The 17200-nt window shown below is 46.1% G+C and carries 15 protein-coding genes; 2 read left to right on the top strand and 13 right to left on the bottom strand.

Annotated features, from left to right (window positions below; all coding sequences use genetic code 11):
* Positions 1-134 precede the first annotated feature (134 nt).
* From dnaJ to hrcA, 4 genes are all read right to left on the bottom strand, one after another.
* Complete coding sequence (gene dnaJ, locus ACYCSE_RS00605) at positions 135-1265, bottom strand: molecular chaperone DnaJ (protein ID WP_023989511.1); 1131 nt, start codon at positions 1263-1265, stop codon at positions 135-137.
* Positions 1266-1512: 247 nt separating this feature from the next.
* Complete coding sequence (gene dnaK, locus ACYCSE_RS00610) at positions 1513-3357, bottom strand: molecular chaperone DnaK (protein WP_013311171.1); 1845 nt, start codon at positions 3355-3357, stop codon at positions 1513-1515.
* An 87-nt stretch (positions 3358-3444) separates the two neighbouring features.
* Positions 3445-4017 (bottom strand): nucleotide exchange factor GrpE, encoded by a 573-nt coding sequence (gene grpE / locus ACYCSE_RS00615; RefSeq protein WP_013311172.1) that lies wholly within the window; start codon positions 4015-4017, stop codon positions 3445-3447.
* Positions 4018-4138: 121 nt separating this feature from the next.
* Positions 4139-5170, bottom strand: a complete 1032-nt coding sequence (gene hrcA / locus ACYCSE_RS00620) for a heat-inducible transcriptional repressor HrcA (protein WP_013372178.1) — start codon at positions 5168-5170, stop codon at positions 4139-4141.
* A gap of 327 nt (positions 5171-5497) precedes the next feature.
* Here hrcA and ACYCSE_RS00625 point away from each other — a divergent pair, with 327 nt between their 5' ends.
* The gene (locus tag ACYCSE_RS00625) at positions 5498-6064 is read left to right on the top strand and encodes a hypothetical protein (protein ID WP_459700805.1); all 567 of its coding nucleotides are present in this window, start codon (positions 5498-5500) and stop codon (positions 6062-6064) included.
* A gap of 82 nt (positions 6065-6146) precedes the next feature.
* Here ACYCSE_RS00625 and ACYCSE_RS00630 read toward each other — a convergent pair whose 3' ends face one another.
* The 6 genes from ACYCSE_RS00630 to gpr all read right to left on the bottom strand — a co-directional run bounded on the left by ACYCSE_RS00630 (position 6147) and on the right by gpr (position 13289).
* A complete protein-coding gene (locus ACYCSE_RS00630) occupies positions 6147-6623 on the bottom strand; it encodes an N-acetyltransferase (protein ID WP_013311174.1) in 477 nt (158 codons plus the stop codon).
* 157 nt (positions 6624-6780) lie between these two features.
* Positions 6781-7968, bottom strand: a complete 1188-nt coding sequence (gene hemW, locus ACYCSE_RS00635; protein WP_039272303.1) for a radical SAM family heme chaperone HemW — start codon at positions 7966-7968, stop codon at positions 6781-6783.
* A 408-nt stretch (positions 7969-8376) separates the two neighbouring features.
* The gene (gene lepA, locus ACYCSE_RS00640) at positions 8377-10191 is read right to left on the bottom strand and encodes a translation elongation factor 4 (protein WP_029515362.1); all 1815 of its coding nucleotides are present in this window, start codon (positions 10189-10191) and stop codon (positions 8377-8379) included.
* Positions 10192-10262: 71 nt separating this feature from the next.
* Positions 10263-10778: a hypothetical protein gene (locus ACYCSE_RS00645; RefSeq protein ID WP_459700809.1), complete on the bottom strand. Its 516-nt coding sequence runs from the start codon at positions 10776-10778 to the stop codon at positions 10263-10265.
* A 27-nt stretch (positions 10779-10805) separates the two neighbouring features.
* Entirely contained in the window at positions 10806-12065 is a 1260-nt protein-coding gene (locus ACYCSE_RS00650; RefSeq protein WP_459700811.1) for a stage II sporulation protein P, read from the bottom strand.
* A 222-nt stretch (positions 12066-12287) separates the two neighbouring features.
* Positions 12288-13289, bottom strand: a complete 1002-nt coding sequence (gpr, locus tag ACYCSE_RS00655; RefSeq protein ID WP_039272306.1) for a GPR endopeptidase — start codon at positions 13287-13289, stop codon at positions 12288-12290.
* Positions 13290-13487: 198 nt separating this feature from the next.
* Here gpr and rpsT point away from each other — a divergent pair, with 198 nt between their 5' ends.
* The gene (gene rpsT, locus ACYCSE_RS00660; RefSeq protein ID WP_013311181.1) at positions 13488-13760 is read left to right on the top strand and encodes a 30S ribosomal protein S20; all 273 of its coding nucleotides are present in this window, start codon (positions 13488-13490) and stop codon (positions 13758-13760) included.
* Positions 13761-13902: 142 nt separating this feature from the next.
* Here rpsT and holA read toward each other — a convergent pair whose 3' ends face one another.
* The 3 genes from holA to ACYCSE_RS00675 all read right to left on the bottom strand — a co-directional run bounded on the left by holA (position 13903) and on the right by ACYCSE_RS00675 (position 17158).
* Positions 13903-14934, bottom strand: a complete 1032-nt coding sequence (gene holA / locus ACYCSE_RS00665) for a DNA polymerase III subunit delta (protein ID WP_029515366.1) — start codon at positions 14932-14934, stop codon at positions 13903-13905.
* 215 nt (positions 14935-15149) lie between these two features.
* The gene (locus tag ACYCSE_RS00670) at positions 15150-16613 is read right to left on the bottom strand and encodes an anti-sigma factor family protein (protein WP_459700815.1); all 1464 of its coding nucleotides are present in this window, start codon (positions 16611-16613) and stop codon (positions 15150-15152) included.
* On the bottom strand, positions 16610-17158 hold the full coding sequence (locus ACYCSE_RS00675) for an RNA polymerase sigma factor (RefSeq protein WP_013311184.1): 549 nt from the start codon (positions 17156-17158) through the stop codon (positions 16610-16612). Before ACYCSE_RS00675 ends, ACYCSE_RS00670 begins: the two co-directional genes overlap by 4 nt.
* Positions 17159-17200: the final 42 nt, after the last annotated feature.

A 17200-nucleotide genomic window follows, 5' to 3' on the forward strand; every position in this document is an offset into this window, starting at 1 on the left:
CTTCAACAGTTCAACATGTCTATACAAAAATGGTTATGTATGTGTTTACGTGAATATAAAAAAAGGAACTATCCCGCAATTGCGGAATAGTTTCCTTTGATTCATGGTTGAAGCTCCGCGATTCCTAATTGGGCTTAGTCGCCTCGAAAGGCGCGCTTCACACGGTCAAAAAAAGACTGCTCATTCTCATGTGTCTGCTCTCCGCTAAGCGAAGAGAACTGACGCAGCAAATCCTTTTGTTCCTCACTCAGTTTACTAGGCGTTACCACAACTACCTTAATATGCTGGTCACCCTGACCTACGCCGCGCAGTTTTGGCACACCTTTTCCTTTAAGACGGAAGTAAGTACCTGTTTGTGTACCTGCTGGAACTTTCAGCTTCACTTTCTCGGTCAACGTTGGGATCTCGACTTCATCTCCCAATGCTGCCTGTGAGAACGTCAGCGGAATTTCACAGTAGATATCGTCTCCCTCACGCTCAAAGAAGTCGTGCGATTTCACACGGAACACGACGTACAAGTCACCTGCCGGTCCTCCGTTGACACCGCCTTCGCCTTCACCGTTAATACGCATTTGTGCGCCGTCATCCACACCCGCTGGAATACGGATATGAATTTTACGTTGCTTGCGTACCCGACCCGAACCGCTACAAGTCGTACATTTTTCTTTAATGATTTTACCGGAACCGCCGCAATTGGAGCAGGCACGTCGATTAACCATACGACCAAACGGTGTATTCTGCACCACTTCTTCCTGTCCGCTACCGTGGCAGACGGAGCAGGTTTGTGGTTGAGTACCCGCTTTGGCTCCCGTACCGTGACACGTATCACATGTTTCCGTACGTTCAATATGAATGTCGGTTTCTTTACCGAACACCGCTTCCTTGAATTCAATCGTCATCGTATATTGAAGATCGTTCCCACGCTGCGGTGCATTCGGATCGCGTCGACCGTTGCCGCCGCCACCAAAGAACATATCAAAAATATCGCCAAACCCGCCACCGAAGTCGGCACCACCACCAAAGCCGCCTCCCATGCCCTGGTTCGGGTCTACATGACCATACTGGTCGTATCTTGCCCGCTTCTGACCATCGCTGAGAACATCGTAAGCTTCTTTCACTTCTTTAAATTTAGTTTCCGCGTCCGCAGCCTTGTTCACGTCCGGATGATACTGACGCGCAAGCTTACGGTAAGCCTTTTTGACTTCTTCATCCGAAGCGCCCTTCGCGACGCCCAGCACCTCATAATAATCACGCTTATCAGCCAATGTTCCACCCCCATGCCTACAACGTGTCTGCACTACATATAAAAGGAAAGCCAAAGGCACGGGATGACCCGGCTTTGACCTTCCCATCATTTCAAGGCAGTACAACCCGTAATATGCTTATTTATCTTGGAAATAACTGTTACCCTTCGGCTAATTGTTATTTATCAAGGCAGCTACGCTGCAATTACTATTCAGTATATCATAATGCATCGGTGTACCGTAAAGCTACCACTACCCGATCCGTAGCTTAGTCTTTCTTCTGGTCTTCGTCAACAACTTCATAGTCCGCGTCAACCACGTTGTCGCGGCCTTTGCTGTCTGCTGCGCCATCTTGAGCTTGTTGAGCCTGTGCTTCTTGAGCAGCTTGCTCATACAGCTTCACAGACAATTGCTGAACGATTTCAGTCAGTTCTTCAGTAGCTTTTTTGATGTCTTCCAGGTTGTCGGTTTCCAGCGTTTTTTGCAGATTTTCTTTAGCTGCATTTGCTTTTTCGACTTCGCCTGCATCCGCTTTTTCGCCCAGATCTTTAATCGTTTTGTCTACGGAGTAGATCAGTTGATCCGCAGCGTTTTTCGCTTCTACCAAATCTTTGCGTTTTTTATCTTCTTCCGCATGCAACTCGGCATCCTTCATCATACGTTCTACTTCTTCGTCGCTCAAGCCACTCGAAGATGTGATCGTAATTTTTTGGCTTTTACCTGTGCCTTTATCTGTAGCAGATACGTTCACGATACCGTTCGCATCCAGATCAAAGGTAACTTCGATTTGTGGTACACCACGTGGTGCTGGAGGGATATCTCCCAATTGGAAACGACCCAACGTTTTGTTGCCTGCTGCCATTTCACGTTCACCTTGCAACACGTGAATTTCTACACTAGGCTGATTGTCGGCATACGTCGAGAACACCTGCGATTTGCTCGTAGGGATCGTCGTGTTACGATCAATCATTTTAGTAAATACGCCACCTGCGGTTTCAATACCGAGGGACAGTGGAGTTACGTCAAGGAGAACGACGTCTTTCACATCACCAGTCAGTACACCCGCTTGAACTGCCGCACCCAAAGCTACTACTTCATCAGGGTTTACGCCTTTGTGAGGCTCTTTACCTGTCAGCTTTTTGATTGCTTCTTGTACAGCCGGAATACGTGTGGAACCGCCGACCAGAACGATTTTGTCGATGTCGCTGGCACTCATGCCTGCATCTTTCATCGCTTGACGAGTAGGTCCCAAAGTACGTTCTACCAGACCTTCAGACAATTCTTCAAATTTCGCACGAGTCAGGTTCAACTCCAAATGCTGTGGAACGCCATCAGCTACTGTGATAAACGGCAAAGAAATCGTTGTTGTCAGTACGCCAGACAGTTCTTTTTTCGCTTTTTCCGCTGCATCTTTCAGACGTTGTACAGCAGCTTTATCTTTGCTCAGGTCAATGCCTTGATCTTTTTTGAACTCATTTACGAGGTAATCAATAATCACTTGGTCAAAGTCATCGCCACCCAGCTTGTTATCGCCGCTTGTTGCTTTAACTTCGAAGAAACCGTCGCCCAGTTCCAGAATGGATACGTCGAATGTACCACCACCCAGGTCATACACGAGGATCGTTTGGTCTTCGGATTTTTCCATACCGTATGCCAATGCAGCTGCTGTTGGCTCATTGACAATCCGCAGAACTTCCAGACCGGCAATTTTACCTGCATCCTTGGTTGCTTGACGTTGACCGTCATTGAAGTAAGCTGGAACAGTGATAACAGCTTGAGAAACCGTTTGTCCCAGGTAAGCTTCAGCATCGGATTTCAGCTTTTGCAAAATCATAGCGGAAATTTCCTGTGCGGAATATTCCTTGCCGTCAATGCTTTCTTTATGATTTGTACCCATGTGACGCTTGATGGACATGATTGTACGATCTGGGTTCGTAATTGCTTGGCGTTTTGCCGTTTCCCCTACAGTACGTTCTCCATCTTTTTTGAAACCAACAACGGAAGGGGTTGTGCGTGCGCCTTCCGGATTTGGAATAACGACCGCTTCGCCGCCCTCCATAACAGCCACACAAGAGTTGGTTGTACCTAAGTCAATACCGATTACTTTGCTCATCGGACAATTCCTCCTTCTGTATATACGAGGCCCGCAGGCCAGAATGGTTGAATCAAAATGATGTATTTCTAATGTATATTGAAAAAGCTACATGCTCACTTTTACCATCGCTGGACGAAGCACCTTGTCCTTCAGCATGTATCCTTTTTGTACCTCTTCAACGACGATGCCTTCCTCATGCTCTTCGCTCTCTACCTGCATAATAGCCTGATGGAAATCAGGATTAAACGGTTGTCCCACTGAATTCATGGCCGTTACTCCCTCTGCCTGAAGCACACTCTCAAACTGGCGGAAAATCATTTCCACGCCTTTGCTGAATGACTCAGACTCCGCTCCTTGCGGTGCTGTTGCCAGCGCACGCTCGAAGTTATCCAAAACAGGCACCAACTCGGTAACCAGCTTCATAGATGCATATTTGGCAAGGTCTTCTTTTTCTTTCAGCGTACGACGGCGAAAATTATCAAAATCCGCCTGAGCGCGTAAAAACCGTTGCTGATGCTCTTCCGCCTGAGCGCGAAGCTTAGTCAGCTCTGTTTCGCTTTCTTGGTCTTCCAGTGCCGCCGCTTCATTAACCGGCTCTTCCTGCTGGCTCGTTTCGGCGGCTTCCTCTGTGCTTACATTTTGTTGTTTTTCTTCTTGGAACGCTTGTTCTTCCTTCAAAATGTTTCACCTCCTTCAAGTCATAACTACCTTTACAAAAACACGCGACAATGCACCCGCGCAGGATACAAACCGTATCCCGGCGCGGAACATGTAGTACCGCAACCTATGCGGTCTTGTTCTATTTAAACCGCTGCGTTAGCATTGCGGTCAAATCCTTAGACAGGATACCCAAAATATTAATAACTCTCGCATATTCCATCCGTGTCGGACCCAGTATGCCTATAGTACCCAACGCTTCTCCGTCTACTGCATACGTAGCAGTAATTAGGCTGCAATTAGCAAACGCCTCATGATCATTTTCAGTGCCGATGCGGACTTGAATTTCAGGTGCCCCGGCAACAGGTGTCATTAGTTTAAGTAGCGTTGGTGTTTCCTCCAGCAGATCGAGAATATGTTTAACCTTTTCTACATCTTTAAATTCAGGTTGATTGAGCATGTTCGTCGCACCGCTCAAATACAAGCGCTGATCCGATTCATTATCCAGTGCTTTATCCAGCACCTTCATAGCGTCCTCAAAATGAGACACATGCTTCTCCATCTCCTGACCAAGTGCGGTGTAAAGGCGGGATTTAAGCTGATAAATCGGCACACCGACCAGCTTGCTGTTCAGTAAATTCACAACCTTCTCCATCTCGGAAATCGAAATTCCCGGTGGAATATCTACCGTTTTATTCTCCACCTGACCGGTATTGGTCACGATTATCGCCACAGCCGTCGTTTCGTTGAGCGGCAGCAGCTGAAAATGACGCAATGAAGTATGAAAAACCTCCGGCCCAAGCAGGATGGAAGTATAATTGGTCATATGGGACAAAATGCCTGACGCATGCTGGATCACTTGTTCCATTACATTCAGCTTTTCGGCGTAAAAGGCTTTCAGTTCCCGCATTTCCATAGGCTTCAGTGTATTCAGTGGCACCAGATGGTCCACATAATAACGGTAGCCTTTATGAGACGGGATGCGTCCCGCAGAAGTATGGGGTTGCTCCAGATAGCCCTGTTCCTCCAAATCCGACATTTCATTACGGATCGTGGCCGGGCTGAATCCGACATCCTGCCTTTTGGATATGCTGCGGGAACCCACTGGCTCAGCCGAACGAATGTAGTCATCAATAATCGCATTCAGAATGAGTCTCTGACGTTCGGTTAACAAGCGAATCCCCCCTTGTTGTTTATCCATAATAGCATGATTGTTAAATGGAATCATTAGCACTCGTTCGCGATGAGTGCTAACCGATAATACAAAAATACCAAACCGACCTGATCATTGTCAAGTCAGATCAGTATTTTCAATAAACAAGATTTATCACAACAGTTTAGTTTACTGGAATGAATCCAGAACGTTTACGATTTTTCACGAAAAATCTCAATATACAGCGTATAAAAACCGTAATTATGTATAGTGACACAGAAAATAGAAAAATTCGAGACTATGTCGCCATACCATTATAGCTTCTTTGTCCTTGAGGAGGAATTAAATTTGAGAACTAATCGCCGCAATCTCTTATACGCATCGATCGCACTTTTACCTACAATTTGTATGTTTCAAATTTTAATCGAGTTGTTTCCGTATACAGGACTAGGAAGAGTAGTTGCTTTGCCATTGGTATTCATCCTGAATGCAGCCCTTATTATTTCAGTCATCCATTTAATTCGTAAATTAAGCCCCCTGTGTTGTGCCTTAATCTTGGTTCCTACAATACTTTTAAGCATATGGAATACCATTTTGTTTTACCCTCAAGAATTCAGTCCAAGTATTCCCAAGCAAATAAAATACAGTATATCGGCAATACAACATTACGATGATTTAACACTAGCCGATTGGGAAGGATATACATATAGTCCAAGCAGAAGTGGAGCGTCTGAAAGATATGCTGTCGCCTTGTATAAATATAAACACCGAGTTCCATTAGACGGCACTGCATACTTTTATAATGATACTGATTATCATAAGGAACATCCCATAAGAAGCCTGAATGGAATACCTTCCGAACTGGAGCCTCATCATCAATTCATTTGGTGGTTGCTCAAAACATATGAGAAATAAATCAGGATTAAACAATGTAGGCTGTATAATATACGCATGATTAGGTCCTGATGAAAAAAGAACTGACCTCATTATTGACAGGTCAGTTCAGTACTTTCAACACTGCGATTTCATCACAATTGTTTTGTTTACTACAGTGAATGCAGTCGGTCCATACCTTTTCAGGGAAAATCTCTTTGCTTACTACATCAAAACCGTTTTTTATAAAAAAGGAGACCTCGTAGGTCAATGCCATAATTTTAGGAATACGTTGCCGCCGTGCTTCTATAATAAGGCCCTCCACGAGCTTAGAGCCAATCCCCATACCTTTGTGTCCCTCAGAGATGCCAAGGGAGCGAATCTCTACCAGATCAGCGCCCAATTTGCATAAAGAACCACAACCAACAACTTCGCCGTCCACCTCTGCAACAATAAACAGCTCCAGTTGGCGCGTAAGCACTTCCCTCGAACGTGGCAGCATAATCCCCCGCTCTGCATAGCCGCTAATCATTTGATATAAAGGCTCCACATCCTCAGGAACCGCACTTCTGCACAATACATCTTTACACACTGAAGCCATCTTGCTCTCCTCCTGCCGCTTGCCGCATATAATGAATAAATATACAACATAACGCATAGAATCGCAATACTCCATTTACCCTGCTGTGACAGAATGGTGTTATAAAATGATCGTCCCAGCTTATAAAGTTGAAACGTACTGTACTGAAGCCTACGACTTATGAATTTACCGTGATAGAACCGATGAACTCTGCAAATACATCATTTCCGAATAAAATGCCGCGTTCACTCAAACGATAACCGTCCTCAATGGATTCGATTAACCCGGCATTGAGCATTTTTCCGAGAGGAGCAGTAAATGTATCCTCCAACGCCTGACCGAATTGAGCTTCAAAGCGGGACTTAGAAACGCCCTCTAGCATTCTCAAACCGACCATAAGAAAATCCTCCATAGCTTCCGCCGCTGGCACCTCAAAGCTATCCAGACGTGGCAAACCATTACGACTAGCCTCCACATAAGGGTTAATACCCTTAATGTTCATATGACGTTCTCTGCCAACATATCCATGTGCCCCTGCGCCGAGACCGTAATAGTCTTCATTTCGCCAATAGGTCATGTTGTGCTTGCTCCCCAAGCCTGGTTTTGCGAAATTGCTAATCTCATACTGCTCATAACCCGCTTCTTTCATGCGACGCATGAGAAGTAAATACATTTCCAATTCATCATCCTCGTGTGGAAGCGGTAGCTGATTTTTCTGATACAGCGTGTGGAAGAGCGTGTTTTCTTCAACCTTCAAGCTGTAGATAGAGTAATGAGGAAGCTCCAGCTCTAGTGCTCTACTCACGCTTTCATGCAGCATGTCCACCGTTTGATTCGGCAAACCAAACATCAGGTCAATCGACAGGTTGTCCAAGCCGACCTTACGGGCGTTTTCCAAACTACGATATACGTCATCTGTACTGTGAATACGACCTATGCCTGTGAGTAGCTCATTCTGAAAAGCCTGTACACCAAAGCTCAGTCGATTGACGCCGCCTTCTTTCATCACAGAGAGTTTTTCAAAATCAGTGGTGCCTGGATTGGCTTCCATGGAAAACTCAATATCTTCCGCCCAATGTGGGAAATAGGTTCGGACACTCTTCAGAAAATATTCCATTTCCTTCGGGTTTAGGGTTGTTGGTGTTCCACCCCCGACAAAAATGGTTTTAATCTCTCCTGGCGGGTGAAGCTTGACTGTATGTTCCATTTCTCGTTCCAGTGCATACAGATATTCCATAACAGGTTGATCCTTGAGCACATAAGAGTTGAAATCACAGTAAAAGCATTTATTCGTGCAAAAAGGTATATGCAGGTAAACCGCTTGAGGGGCGGATGAATGTTCATGTTTTTGTATGGATGCGGTCATACCGATCCTCCTTGTCAATTCAGAGTGTGGTGATTGAAAAAATGGCGAAGAGGGGGAGAACGCTCCGTGGATGGATCATTCTTCCGATCGCTGTTACCCCCGGATTTTTTCTTTCTAAATAAACTTAATAGGGTAAAATCCGGGGATAAAGGCGAACGCTAACGCTTCTTCAGAACGATTCCATCCACTCCGCTGCTGCCTACCACCATCGGTCATTTTTTTGTGGTGTAGGTGTTGCAGTAAGAGTAAAGCATCTTTAGAAATACGCTAAAGATGCTGTTGTTATACTATTTTTGCAACTGAGATAACAAACACTCCATCTCTGGATAGCTTGCTCAAATAAATAACGTCCATTCTCCATGCACGGCAAATGCCCCATGAAAGAATGGACGAATACTTCAAGCAGCTTTACTCATCTATTTTCAGTACCGCCATAAATGCTTCCTGTGGTACTTCTACGTTACCGACCTGCTTCATACGCTTCTTGCCCTCTTTTTGCTTTTCAAGCAGCTTCCGTTTACGAGAAATATCGCCGCCGTAGCATTTGGCCAAGACGTTTTTACGCATCGCCTTAACGGTTTCACGCGCCACAACCTTTGTTCCCACAGATGCCTGGATCGGCACCTCGAACATTTGACGCGGGATTAGCTCGCGCAGCTTCTCACAGATAATACGTCCGCGATGATAAGCCCGATCTCTATGCACGATGAACGACAGCGCATCGACCTGCTCGCCATTCAACAAAATATCCATTTTCACCAGGTTGGACTGGCGATAGCCTGAAATCTCATAATCAAAGGAAGCATAGCCTTTGGTACTTGATTTAAGCTGATCGAAGAAATCATATACGATTTCAGACAGCGGAATTTGATACGTAATGGTTACCCGTGTCGTATCCAGGTATTCCATATTTACGTATTCTCCACGCTTGGTTTGACAAAGCTCCATCACCGTACCTACGTAATCATTAGGGACGATAATACCTGCTTTTACATAGGGCTCTTCCACATGTTCAATCCGTCCGATTTCCGGATAATTCGATGGGTTGTCGATCTGGATCGTTTCCCCATTCGTCAACTTTATGCGGTAAATAACGCTTGGTGCTGTTGTAATCAGCGGAATGTTAAATTCACGTTCAATCCGTTCCTGAATAACGTCCATATGAAGCAGACCAAGGAATCCGCAACGGAAGCCAAAGCCCAACGCGCTTGATGTTTCCGGCTCAAAACTGAGCGAAGCATCGTTCAACTGTAGCTTTTCAAGCGCCTCACGCAGATCGTTATACTCCGATGTTTCGATTGGATACAGACCACAATAAACCATCGGATTTATTTTGCGATAACCTGGCATCGGTTCTAATGTTGGATTTTTTGCATCTGTCACGGTATCCCCGACACGCGTATCGCCCACATGCTTAATTCCGGCAACGATAAAGCCAACATCACCGATATTCAGCTCGTCCACGATGTTCATACGCGGCATAAAAGCACCAACTTCAATAACCTCAAACGTTTTGTCAGTCGCCATCATTTTAATTTTCGAACCGGCTCGGATACTACCATCCACGACGCGAACATATACGATAACGCCTTTATAAGGATCATAGTGCGAATCGAAAATGAGTGCCTTGAGCGGATTATCCGGATTACCTTGTGGAGCAGGCACACTTCTGACTACCTGCTCCAAAATTTCCTTGATACCGATTCCAGCTTTGGCTGAAGCATGTACGGTCTCGCTTGTATCCAAGCCGATAACATCCTCGATTTCCTGTTTTACCCGTTCAGGATCAGCACTTGGCAAATCAATCTTGTTAAGCACCGGCAAAATCTCCAGATTGTTATCCAACGCCAAATATACGTTAGCCAACGTCTGTGCCTCGATTCCCTGCGCTGCGTCTACAACCAGCAAAGCACCTTCACAGGCTGCCAAACTACGGGATACCTCATACGTAAAATCGACGTGTCCCGGTGTATCAATCAAATTCAAAATGTACTCTTCACCGTCATCGGCCTTATAAGTGAGTCGCACTGCCTGGAGCTTGATCGTAATTCCGCGCTCCCGTTCCAACTCCATCTGATCAAGCACTTGCTCCTGCATTTCACGAGAAGTGAGTGCACCGGTATATTCTAAAATCCGGTCAGCCAGCGTGGATTTACCGTGGTCTATATGTGCAATGATACTAAAGTTCCGAATTTTACGTTGTCTTGCCAAAATGTCAGTCATGCCTTACCCCCACACAATGCCTAGTGTCAATCAGCTTATTATAGCAGTTGTAAGGGGGGTCAGCAATATTTCTATTCTGTTACTCCATCAAATACAGATACGACCCATCGAATGCCCTGTCTCGACAGGTTTTGAAGCAACCCAGCTGTTTTGTCTGCCATGGTATCCACCGAGGCTTGCTGTTCCTTGACGGCCAGCAGTTCACGCGGTGTCTCCAGGCCCTGAGTATTGACATGCTGCGCAGTCGTCGAATACCACCTGGATGCCCCGTGCTCCGTCTGTTCCTCATTTTCTTCCCTTCCACTAGCTTCGTTTATACCCGCTCCCGTTGTCGGCTCAACCTTAACATTTCCACTTGTGCTATACGTAGTACCGCTATATGCACGAGTGTTAGCTGCGGGTGTATCCTCAATAACCGTCTGTTCATATCCGACTTTCTGTTGATTTACCGATTGAAACGTATCCCCGTTCCATTCCGGTCCATACACTGAACGCAGGCCAGATCCTGCCAGTTGCATACCGAGTAGAATGCCTGCCCCCATGAGCAGTACAAATCCAAGTGCTTTCTTACGAAAATGTCCAGACATTACCTTTCCCCCTTACCGCTACCTCATTTAATTGCCGCTGTTGCTCTTTTTTGTATCCGATACGTTAGTGCCCGCTTTCTGAGCTTTCTGATCTTCCCAATACACTTCACCGATCATGTCCGCCAAAACGTCCGAGGTACGTTTTAACTCCTCCTCGGTGTTGTCAATACCTCCGATTTCGATCAAAATACTGTGGGAAGACAAGCTTTGATTGTACTCACCGTTATTGCCTTTGCCACCATCTTTCCCCCATACACCACGTGATACGCCGTGATACGATTTTTCCAACTTTTCATGAATACGAGCAGCAAAAGCTTCATTCTCGCGCCAATTTTTGTTATCATGCCCGATAATAAAATATACCTTGGCATATGAAAGCCCATTAATGGTTGCTGTTGTTTTTCCGTGACGTTGTGAATCTCGATGGATATCAAGCAGATAAGTTAAACCTTTATTTCCAGCTAAAGCTTCCTTGACTGTTTCGCGTGAATATTTATAGGAGTAGTTCCAATTGTAATTTTGAACTGTAGTGGCATAATCCTTGTTTACATGCAATGTGGATATCCCTTGCTTTTCCAGCCTCTTCTTTACAAAGTCCCCTACCCTTGACACATTAGCTGATTTAGAACCTGAATTAGGATTGGAACTGGTTTTGCTGAGTAGTGGGTTATATGCTTCTCTGGGATGAGAATGGTAGATTAATATACGCTTGTCCCCTTTGGCTGTATCACCTGGATGATCCTCACGTACCGGGTCTGTTTCCGGTGTTGTCGGAATATCCGGCGTAGTAGTCGGTGGATTCTCAGATGTATCTGAGCCACCAGGGGCATCCGTCGTCCCCTGATCGGGCTGATAATCCGTAGGACCCTCTACCTTGGTGTTCCCCGAACCCTTGCGCAGCAAGACAGGTGCTCCTGCAGACATACCAGGAATCTCACGAGAAATGAGACTTTTAGGGTCCTGTGGATTAATACCTGTAAGCATTTGAAAAACAAAAGGCGACCATTGTTCACCCGACAACGAAGATTGCTGCTTCTTTTGTGCCAAATGAGGTACTTCCATACCTAGCATATCCGCGAAAAAACCGCTGGACACCGATCCTGCCAATCCTTTCATGGAAGAAACGGGAGAGGTTTGTAGACGATTTTCTGCCAATTCCCCTAGCCCCAAAACGACAAATAAAAGCGCCGAGCCCATGATCAGCAGCACAAGCGTGTGTCCCATCGCCAAAATTTCGATACCTTTTCTTCTCCATCTTCCGACGTTCCAGGTCTGAATTTTTTTCATGTGAGCCTTGTCCTCCTTCGTCCCGTCGAAACCCGCTTTATTTAGGAACATAGGGTTCCTATCTGCTGCAGAAATCTCTTATACTTCAACTCTATGAACGGAGAACAATTGCTAGAACACAAAAAATCTCTACTACAGGTATATCACCTCCCTTTTGAAAGAGATTAGATTCCTGTTAAATAGAGACTTTTGTGTATGAAATACGATTTTACCAACCCTTGATTAATGCGTATAGGCGGCGACATTGCCAGGATCAACAGCTTCGTGCAGAGCAGCGTTCAATCCAGTAGCAATAATGTTCGCGATATCTTCAATAAATTCATCGATCTCTTTAGGAGTCACAATCAGATCATGCCCCAGCGGTTGTAGGACCTCTCTCACAAGCCCAAGTCTCTCAGGTTCTGAAATATCGTCCAACATCCCCAGGATTGCTTTTGTAGAAGCCTTTTCTTTGGTAAAATGTGTTTTCATCAGTTCAATTACGTTATTGACAATGGTCGAAGCGTAGCATACCGTTGGTACGCCGATAGCGATACACGGAACGCCCATAATATCCTTGGTGATACCGCGCCGCTTGTTGCCAATACCTGAACCTGGATGTATCCCGATATCGGCCACCTGAATGGTCGTGTTGACGCGCTCCAGTGAACGTGACGCCAGAGCGTCAATGGCAATAATCAGTTCTGGCTTTGTGCGATCCACGATGCCTTGAACAATTTCACTGGACTCGATCCCCGTAATACCCAGAACGCCCGGTGCAATTGCGCTCACATCTCGATAGCCCGGGTTGATTTGATCAGGTGTCAGTTCAAAAAATTGACGAGTCACCATTAAATTTTCAACGACAAGCGGACCCAGCGAATCGGGAGTGACGTTCCAGTTGCCCAGACCTACCACCAGTACCTTTGCCGTATTAGAGATTCCTATTTTTTGTATAAAATGCTCCATTTCTTTTGCAAATGCAATAGCGACACGTTGCTGGAGCCCCGTGTCGCCTTCACGCAGGCCGGGTACTTCTAGTGTGACGTAATGTCCTTGCACCCGCCCAATACGGTTGGCTCCTTCTTCATTCAGTACATCCAGCCGTGTGATTTTGATTCCGTTATCTTCCTCCACATTCTCACTTATGCCCGCCAGAGGTACAGGCTGATCCCGTTCGGCCAGTTCTCTTGCCTCTAATGCCAAATCCGTGCGTACCGCATACTTCTGCAAATCCAGATCCATCTTTTAAGCCTCCTTGGATACCATCTTTGACTATAGTGTGCGAGACACCCAACAGGTTTATGCACATCCATTTTCATCCTGTAATTCGCATCGCCTCAGAATGTTTTCTTATTGCAATTTGAGGTGTGGCATGCTAAAATATTTTAAGTTGTGAAACGTTTGTGTTCATAAGTAATGCCTTTACAGGAGGTGAATGTAATGCCAAACATCAAATCCGCTATCAAACGCGTTAAAACTAGCGACAAACGCCGTGCGTTGAACGCTTCCCAAAAATCTGCGCTTCGTACAGCAGTAAAAGCTGCCGATACAGCGTTGGTAGGTAACGAAGCTGAAACTGCTGCTGCTGCTTTCAAAGTAGCTTCCCAAAAGCTGGACAAGGCTGTAACTAAAGGTCTGATCCACAAAAATGCAGCTGCTCGCAAGAAATCCCGCTTGGCGAAAAAACTTAACGCTCTTACAGCTCAAGCGTAAGCAAGAGCTACTTTCATACGTTAATGAAAAAAACCTGACCAGCCTTGGCTGATCAGGTTTTTTTAGTTTATAACTTTTATTAATTTATAGAGTCAGCTTTTCACGATACATTAGCTGACTCTATAACAGCACATGGAGGGAATTAGATTGAAGCCCCCGCACCCATTTTCATTAAAAATAATTCCAGTCCCAGTACCTTATCAACGACACCTGTTTTCATATGATAATCCAGCTCGCCCAATTCGTAGAGAAGCTGACGCAGCTGCTCAGGGCGAAACCTCCGCGCTTGGTCTCCTGCAACTTTCACTCCATAAGGATGCAAACTAAGCTGACTCGCAATTTGTTGCTGGGAATAGCTTTGACCTGCCAGCTCTTTGACCTGCAACATAATACGGAACTGGCGCGTGATCAAAGCGGCAATCTTGATCGGTTCCTCTTTTTGCTTAAGCAACTCATAGAAAATACTGAGTGCCTTATCCAGCCGCAAATTAGCCAGATCCTCAACCATCGCAAATACGTTTTGCTCTGTGTTGCGAGGCACCAGGGATTCTATATCAGCAGATGAGATGGTTCCCTGTGCTCCTGCGTACAAGCAGAGCTTGTCTATCTCGGCAGCCAAGGATTGCAGCCCGGTACCTGTGAATTGAATGAGGCTTTCAGCAGCTCCTGCTGCCAATTGCACTTCTCTTTCTCCTGCACGCTTATGAATCCAAGCCACAAGATCATCTCCACCCATTGGAGCAAAAGCAATAACCGAAGCATCACTTTTCAGTTTTTTGACAATCTTCTTCCGTTCATCCAACTTTTCAGCCTGAACCGTAAAAACGATGACGCTATAGTCAGTCGGGTTATCCATATAAGTCAACAGCGTCTCAAGCCGGTGCTCTATCTTACCGCTATCTTTGCCTGCTGCAAATACACTGGTATCCCGTACAATAATCAGCTTCTTTGGTACCAGAAAAGGCGCTGTTTCCGCCTCCTCCACGACCACCTCAATGGGCGTTTCGGTTAAATCATAAGGAATGATGGCGAAGTCACGGTGCTCCTCTTCCACCACTTTCTCTTTAAGCATCTCAACAAACTGCTTCATTTGATATTTTTCACTGCCGTATAGCAAATACACTGGCGAAATGTCGCCTTTGCGAATAGCCTTAGAGGCTGTTTTTACATCCATTTTCCGTTCTCCCCCCACCCAATGATGGTACCCGACATCCGACCGGAAGGCAAGTCATGATACAAACGAAGGGACCCTGCCTATAGGCAGGATCCCTTCACCACCATCTATATCAACACGGCAGCAGAAAGCTCTAGAAACTTTCGGCCGTCGGGATACGACGTCGGTTCATATAGTTTATTCTCTGTTTTTAAAAGTGTGTCAACTTACGGAAACTATTTTCCAGTGCTGCGCGGGACGGTGTACGTATATTTACTTGCTGTCCCATCCTGCTCCGTCTCATACATAAAGGTCTGGCTGTCTTCTGACCAGCTTCCTTTGACCCAGGCACCTTTTAAAGTACGGACTTCCAGGGTTGTTCGGTCTACACCGTTATCGGAAAGCTTATACACTTTCAGCTTTTTGCCCTCAATAGCCACCGCATAGCTACCATCAGGCGAGTTGAGCTGATCTGTAGATGCGGATTGGGCACTATAGCTGGAAGCATTATCGTTGTCTGGAGAGACCAGTGAATTAGATACAAAGCCTTCTTTACGAACCGGGTCTTGTGACACGGATGATTGCTGATCATTAGAAGCTGCATTGCTGCTATCCGTTCCCAAGGCATTCCCCGAATCCTTAGTGATGCTTTTGGAAGTCGTGTCTTTCGACGTTTCGTTTGACGCAATCCGCTCCTGCACCTTCAATTCCTGACTAAGCGACGAAGATGAATCATTCGTACTCGTGCTATCGTTATTACCGTCCTGAGCCGTACCCGTACCCGCTAGGGGCGCTTTTTCCATTTTCGGTTCTAACTGTTCATCAGGAGCAATCGTGGGTTGATCAGATTTTTCCTGACTTAACTGTTTGTCCTCAGATTTAGAAGCATCTGCAGCAGACGGACTTTCCTTTGTCATCTGACGATCCGTACGTAGCTGTCCCTGCCCTTCCTTCTGACGAGAAGAACGTTCAGCTGGTGCAGATTTCGTCGAATCTTCCTCCCCAACTCGCTGATCGTCACGTTTCCCAGCATCCCGTTTGGAAGAGTTCTTTTCATCGTCTGCATTGGTTGCACCTTGTTTGCTCAGGTCAGGTTCTTTATCCGCAGGTGGCTGAGATGCATCCGTTCCTTGCCCCTGCTCTGACGGCTGCTGTGTAGAATCCGAACCAATGGCTGCATCACGGCCTTCACTGCCATTGGCTGTATCTGGAAGAGTTTCCGTCTGATTTTGCGGATTCGTCACTTCGGGCGACTGGGTTGTAAGTATGCCTTCCGCATCCTGCACTGTTTTAGGCTCGAAGTTAAATACTACAATCCCCAGCACAACAGCAGCGGCAGCCACGCCCATCGCAGCGCGCCCAGCCATTCGATTCCACCAAGGTGTAGGCTGGGTACGCTGTCTAGGCACTGGTCCAGGCTCTACAGTCACAGGCTGCATTTCCTGAAGCGCACTTCCCTGCTCTTCACGTGCGCGGTCAATGGCATCAAGCTGAGGCATGATGGAATCCACCAGGCTGAACGCCGGGGAAACCGCAGGCAATTCCTCCAGCTCGCGAGAGAGTGTCTGAAGAATAAGAAATTTTTCCGCACAGTCCGGGCAAGTCGCAATATGGTTCATTAATTGGGACGTTTCTTCTTCGCCCAGCTCATGATCCACATAACGCTGCATCCAATCCATCACCTCTTCCCCACACTTCATCCTGATACACCACCTTTCTGATATTCCTGAAGTAGCCCTTGCAATTGCTGTCTTGCACGATATAAGTATGACTTGACCGTATTTAGCGGCAAATCCAGAGAATCTGCAATCTCGTTATAGGAAAAATCCTGCAGATATCTTAAGACAATTACCGTCCGGTGGTGCTCCGGAAGCTGTTGTATAGCCTCACGAACATCCTGTGCCATGTAAGAGGTCAACACCTCGACCTCCACATTTTGGGGATCGTTGAATATCATGTCGTGCTCGTCAATGGAAACCGAGGGTTTCGTTCTTCTGAATTTGTCGATGCATATATTCGTTACAATACGTTGGACCCAGGTTTTAAACTGCGCTTTTTCCTCATAAGAGTTAATTTTGGAATAGATCCGTATGAGGGCTTCTTGCGAAGCATCCATGGCGTCCTGCTCATTGTTTAGAATGTAATATGCCGTACGGTACACATGCTGTTCTATCTCTCTTAATAGGGTAATGAGAGCGTCGCGATCGCCCGATTGAGCGGCTCGAATGAGTCCCTGCTCTACCACAAAGGATCCCCCTCTCCCTGCAATATTACAGACGTATCCATT

The sequence above is a fragment of the Paenibacillus sp. SEL1 genome, from assembly GCF_054602535.1.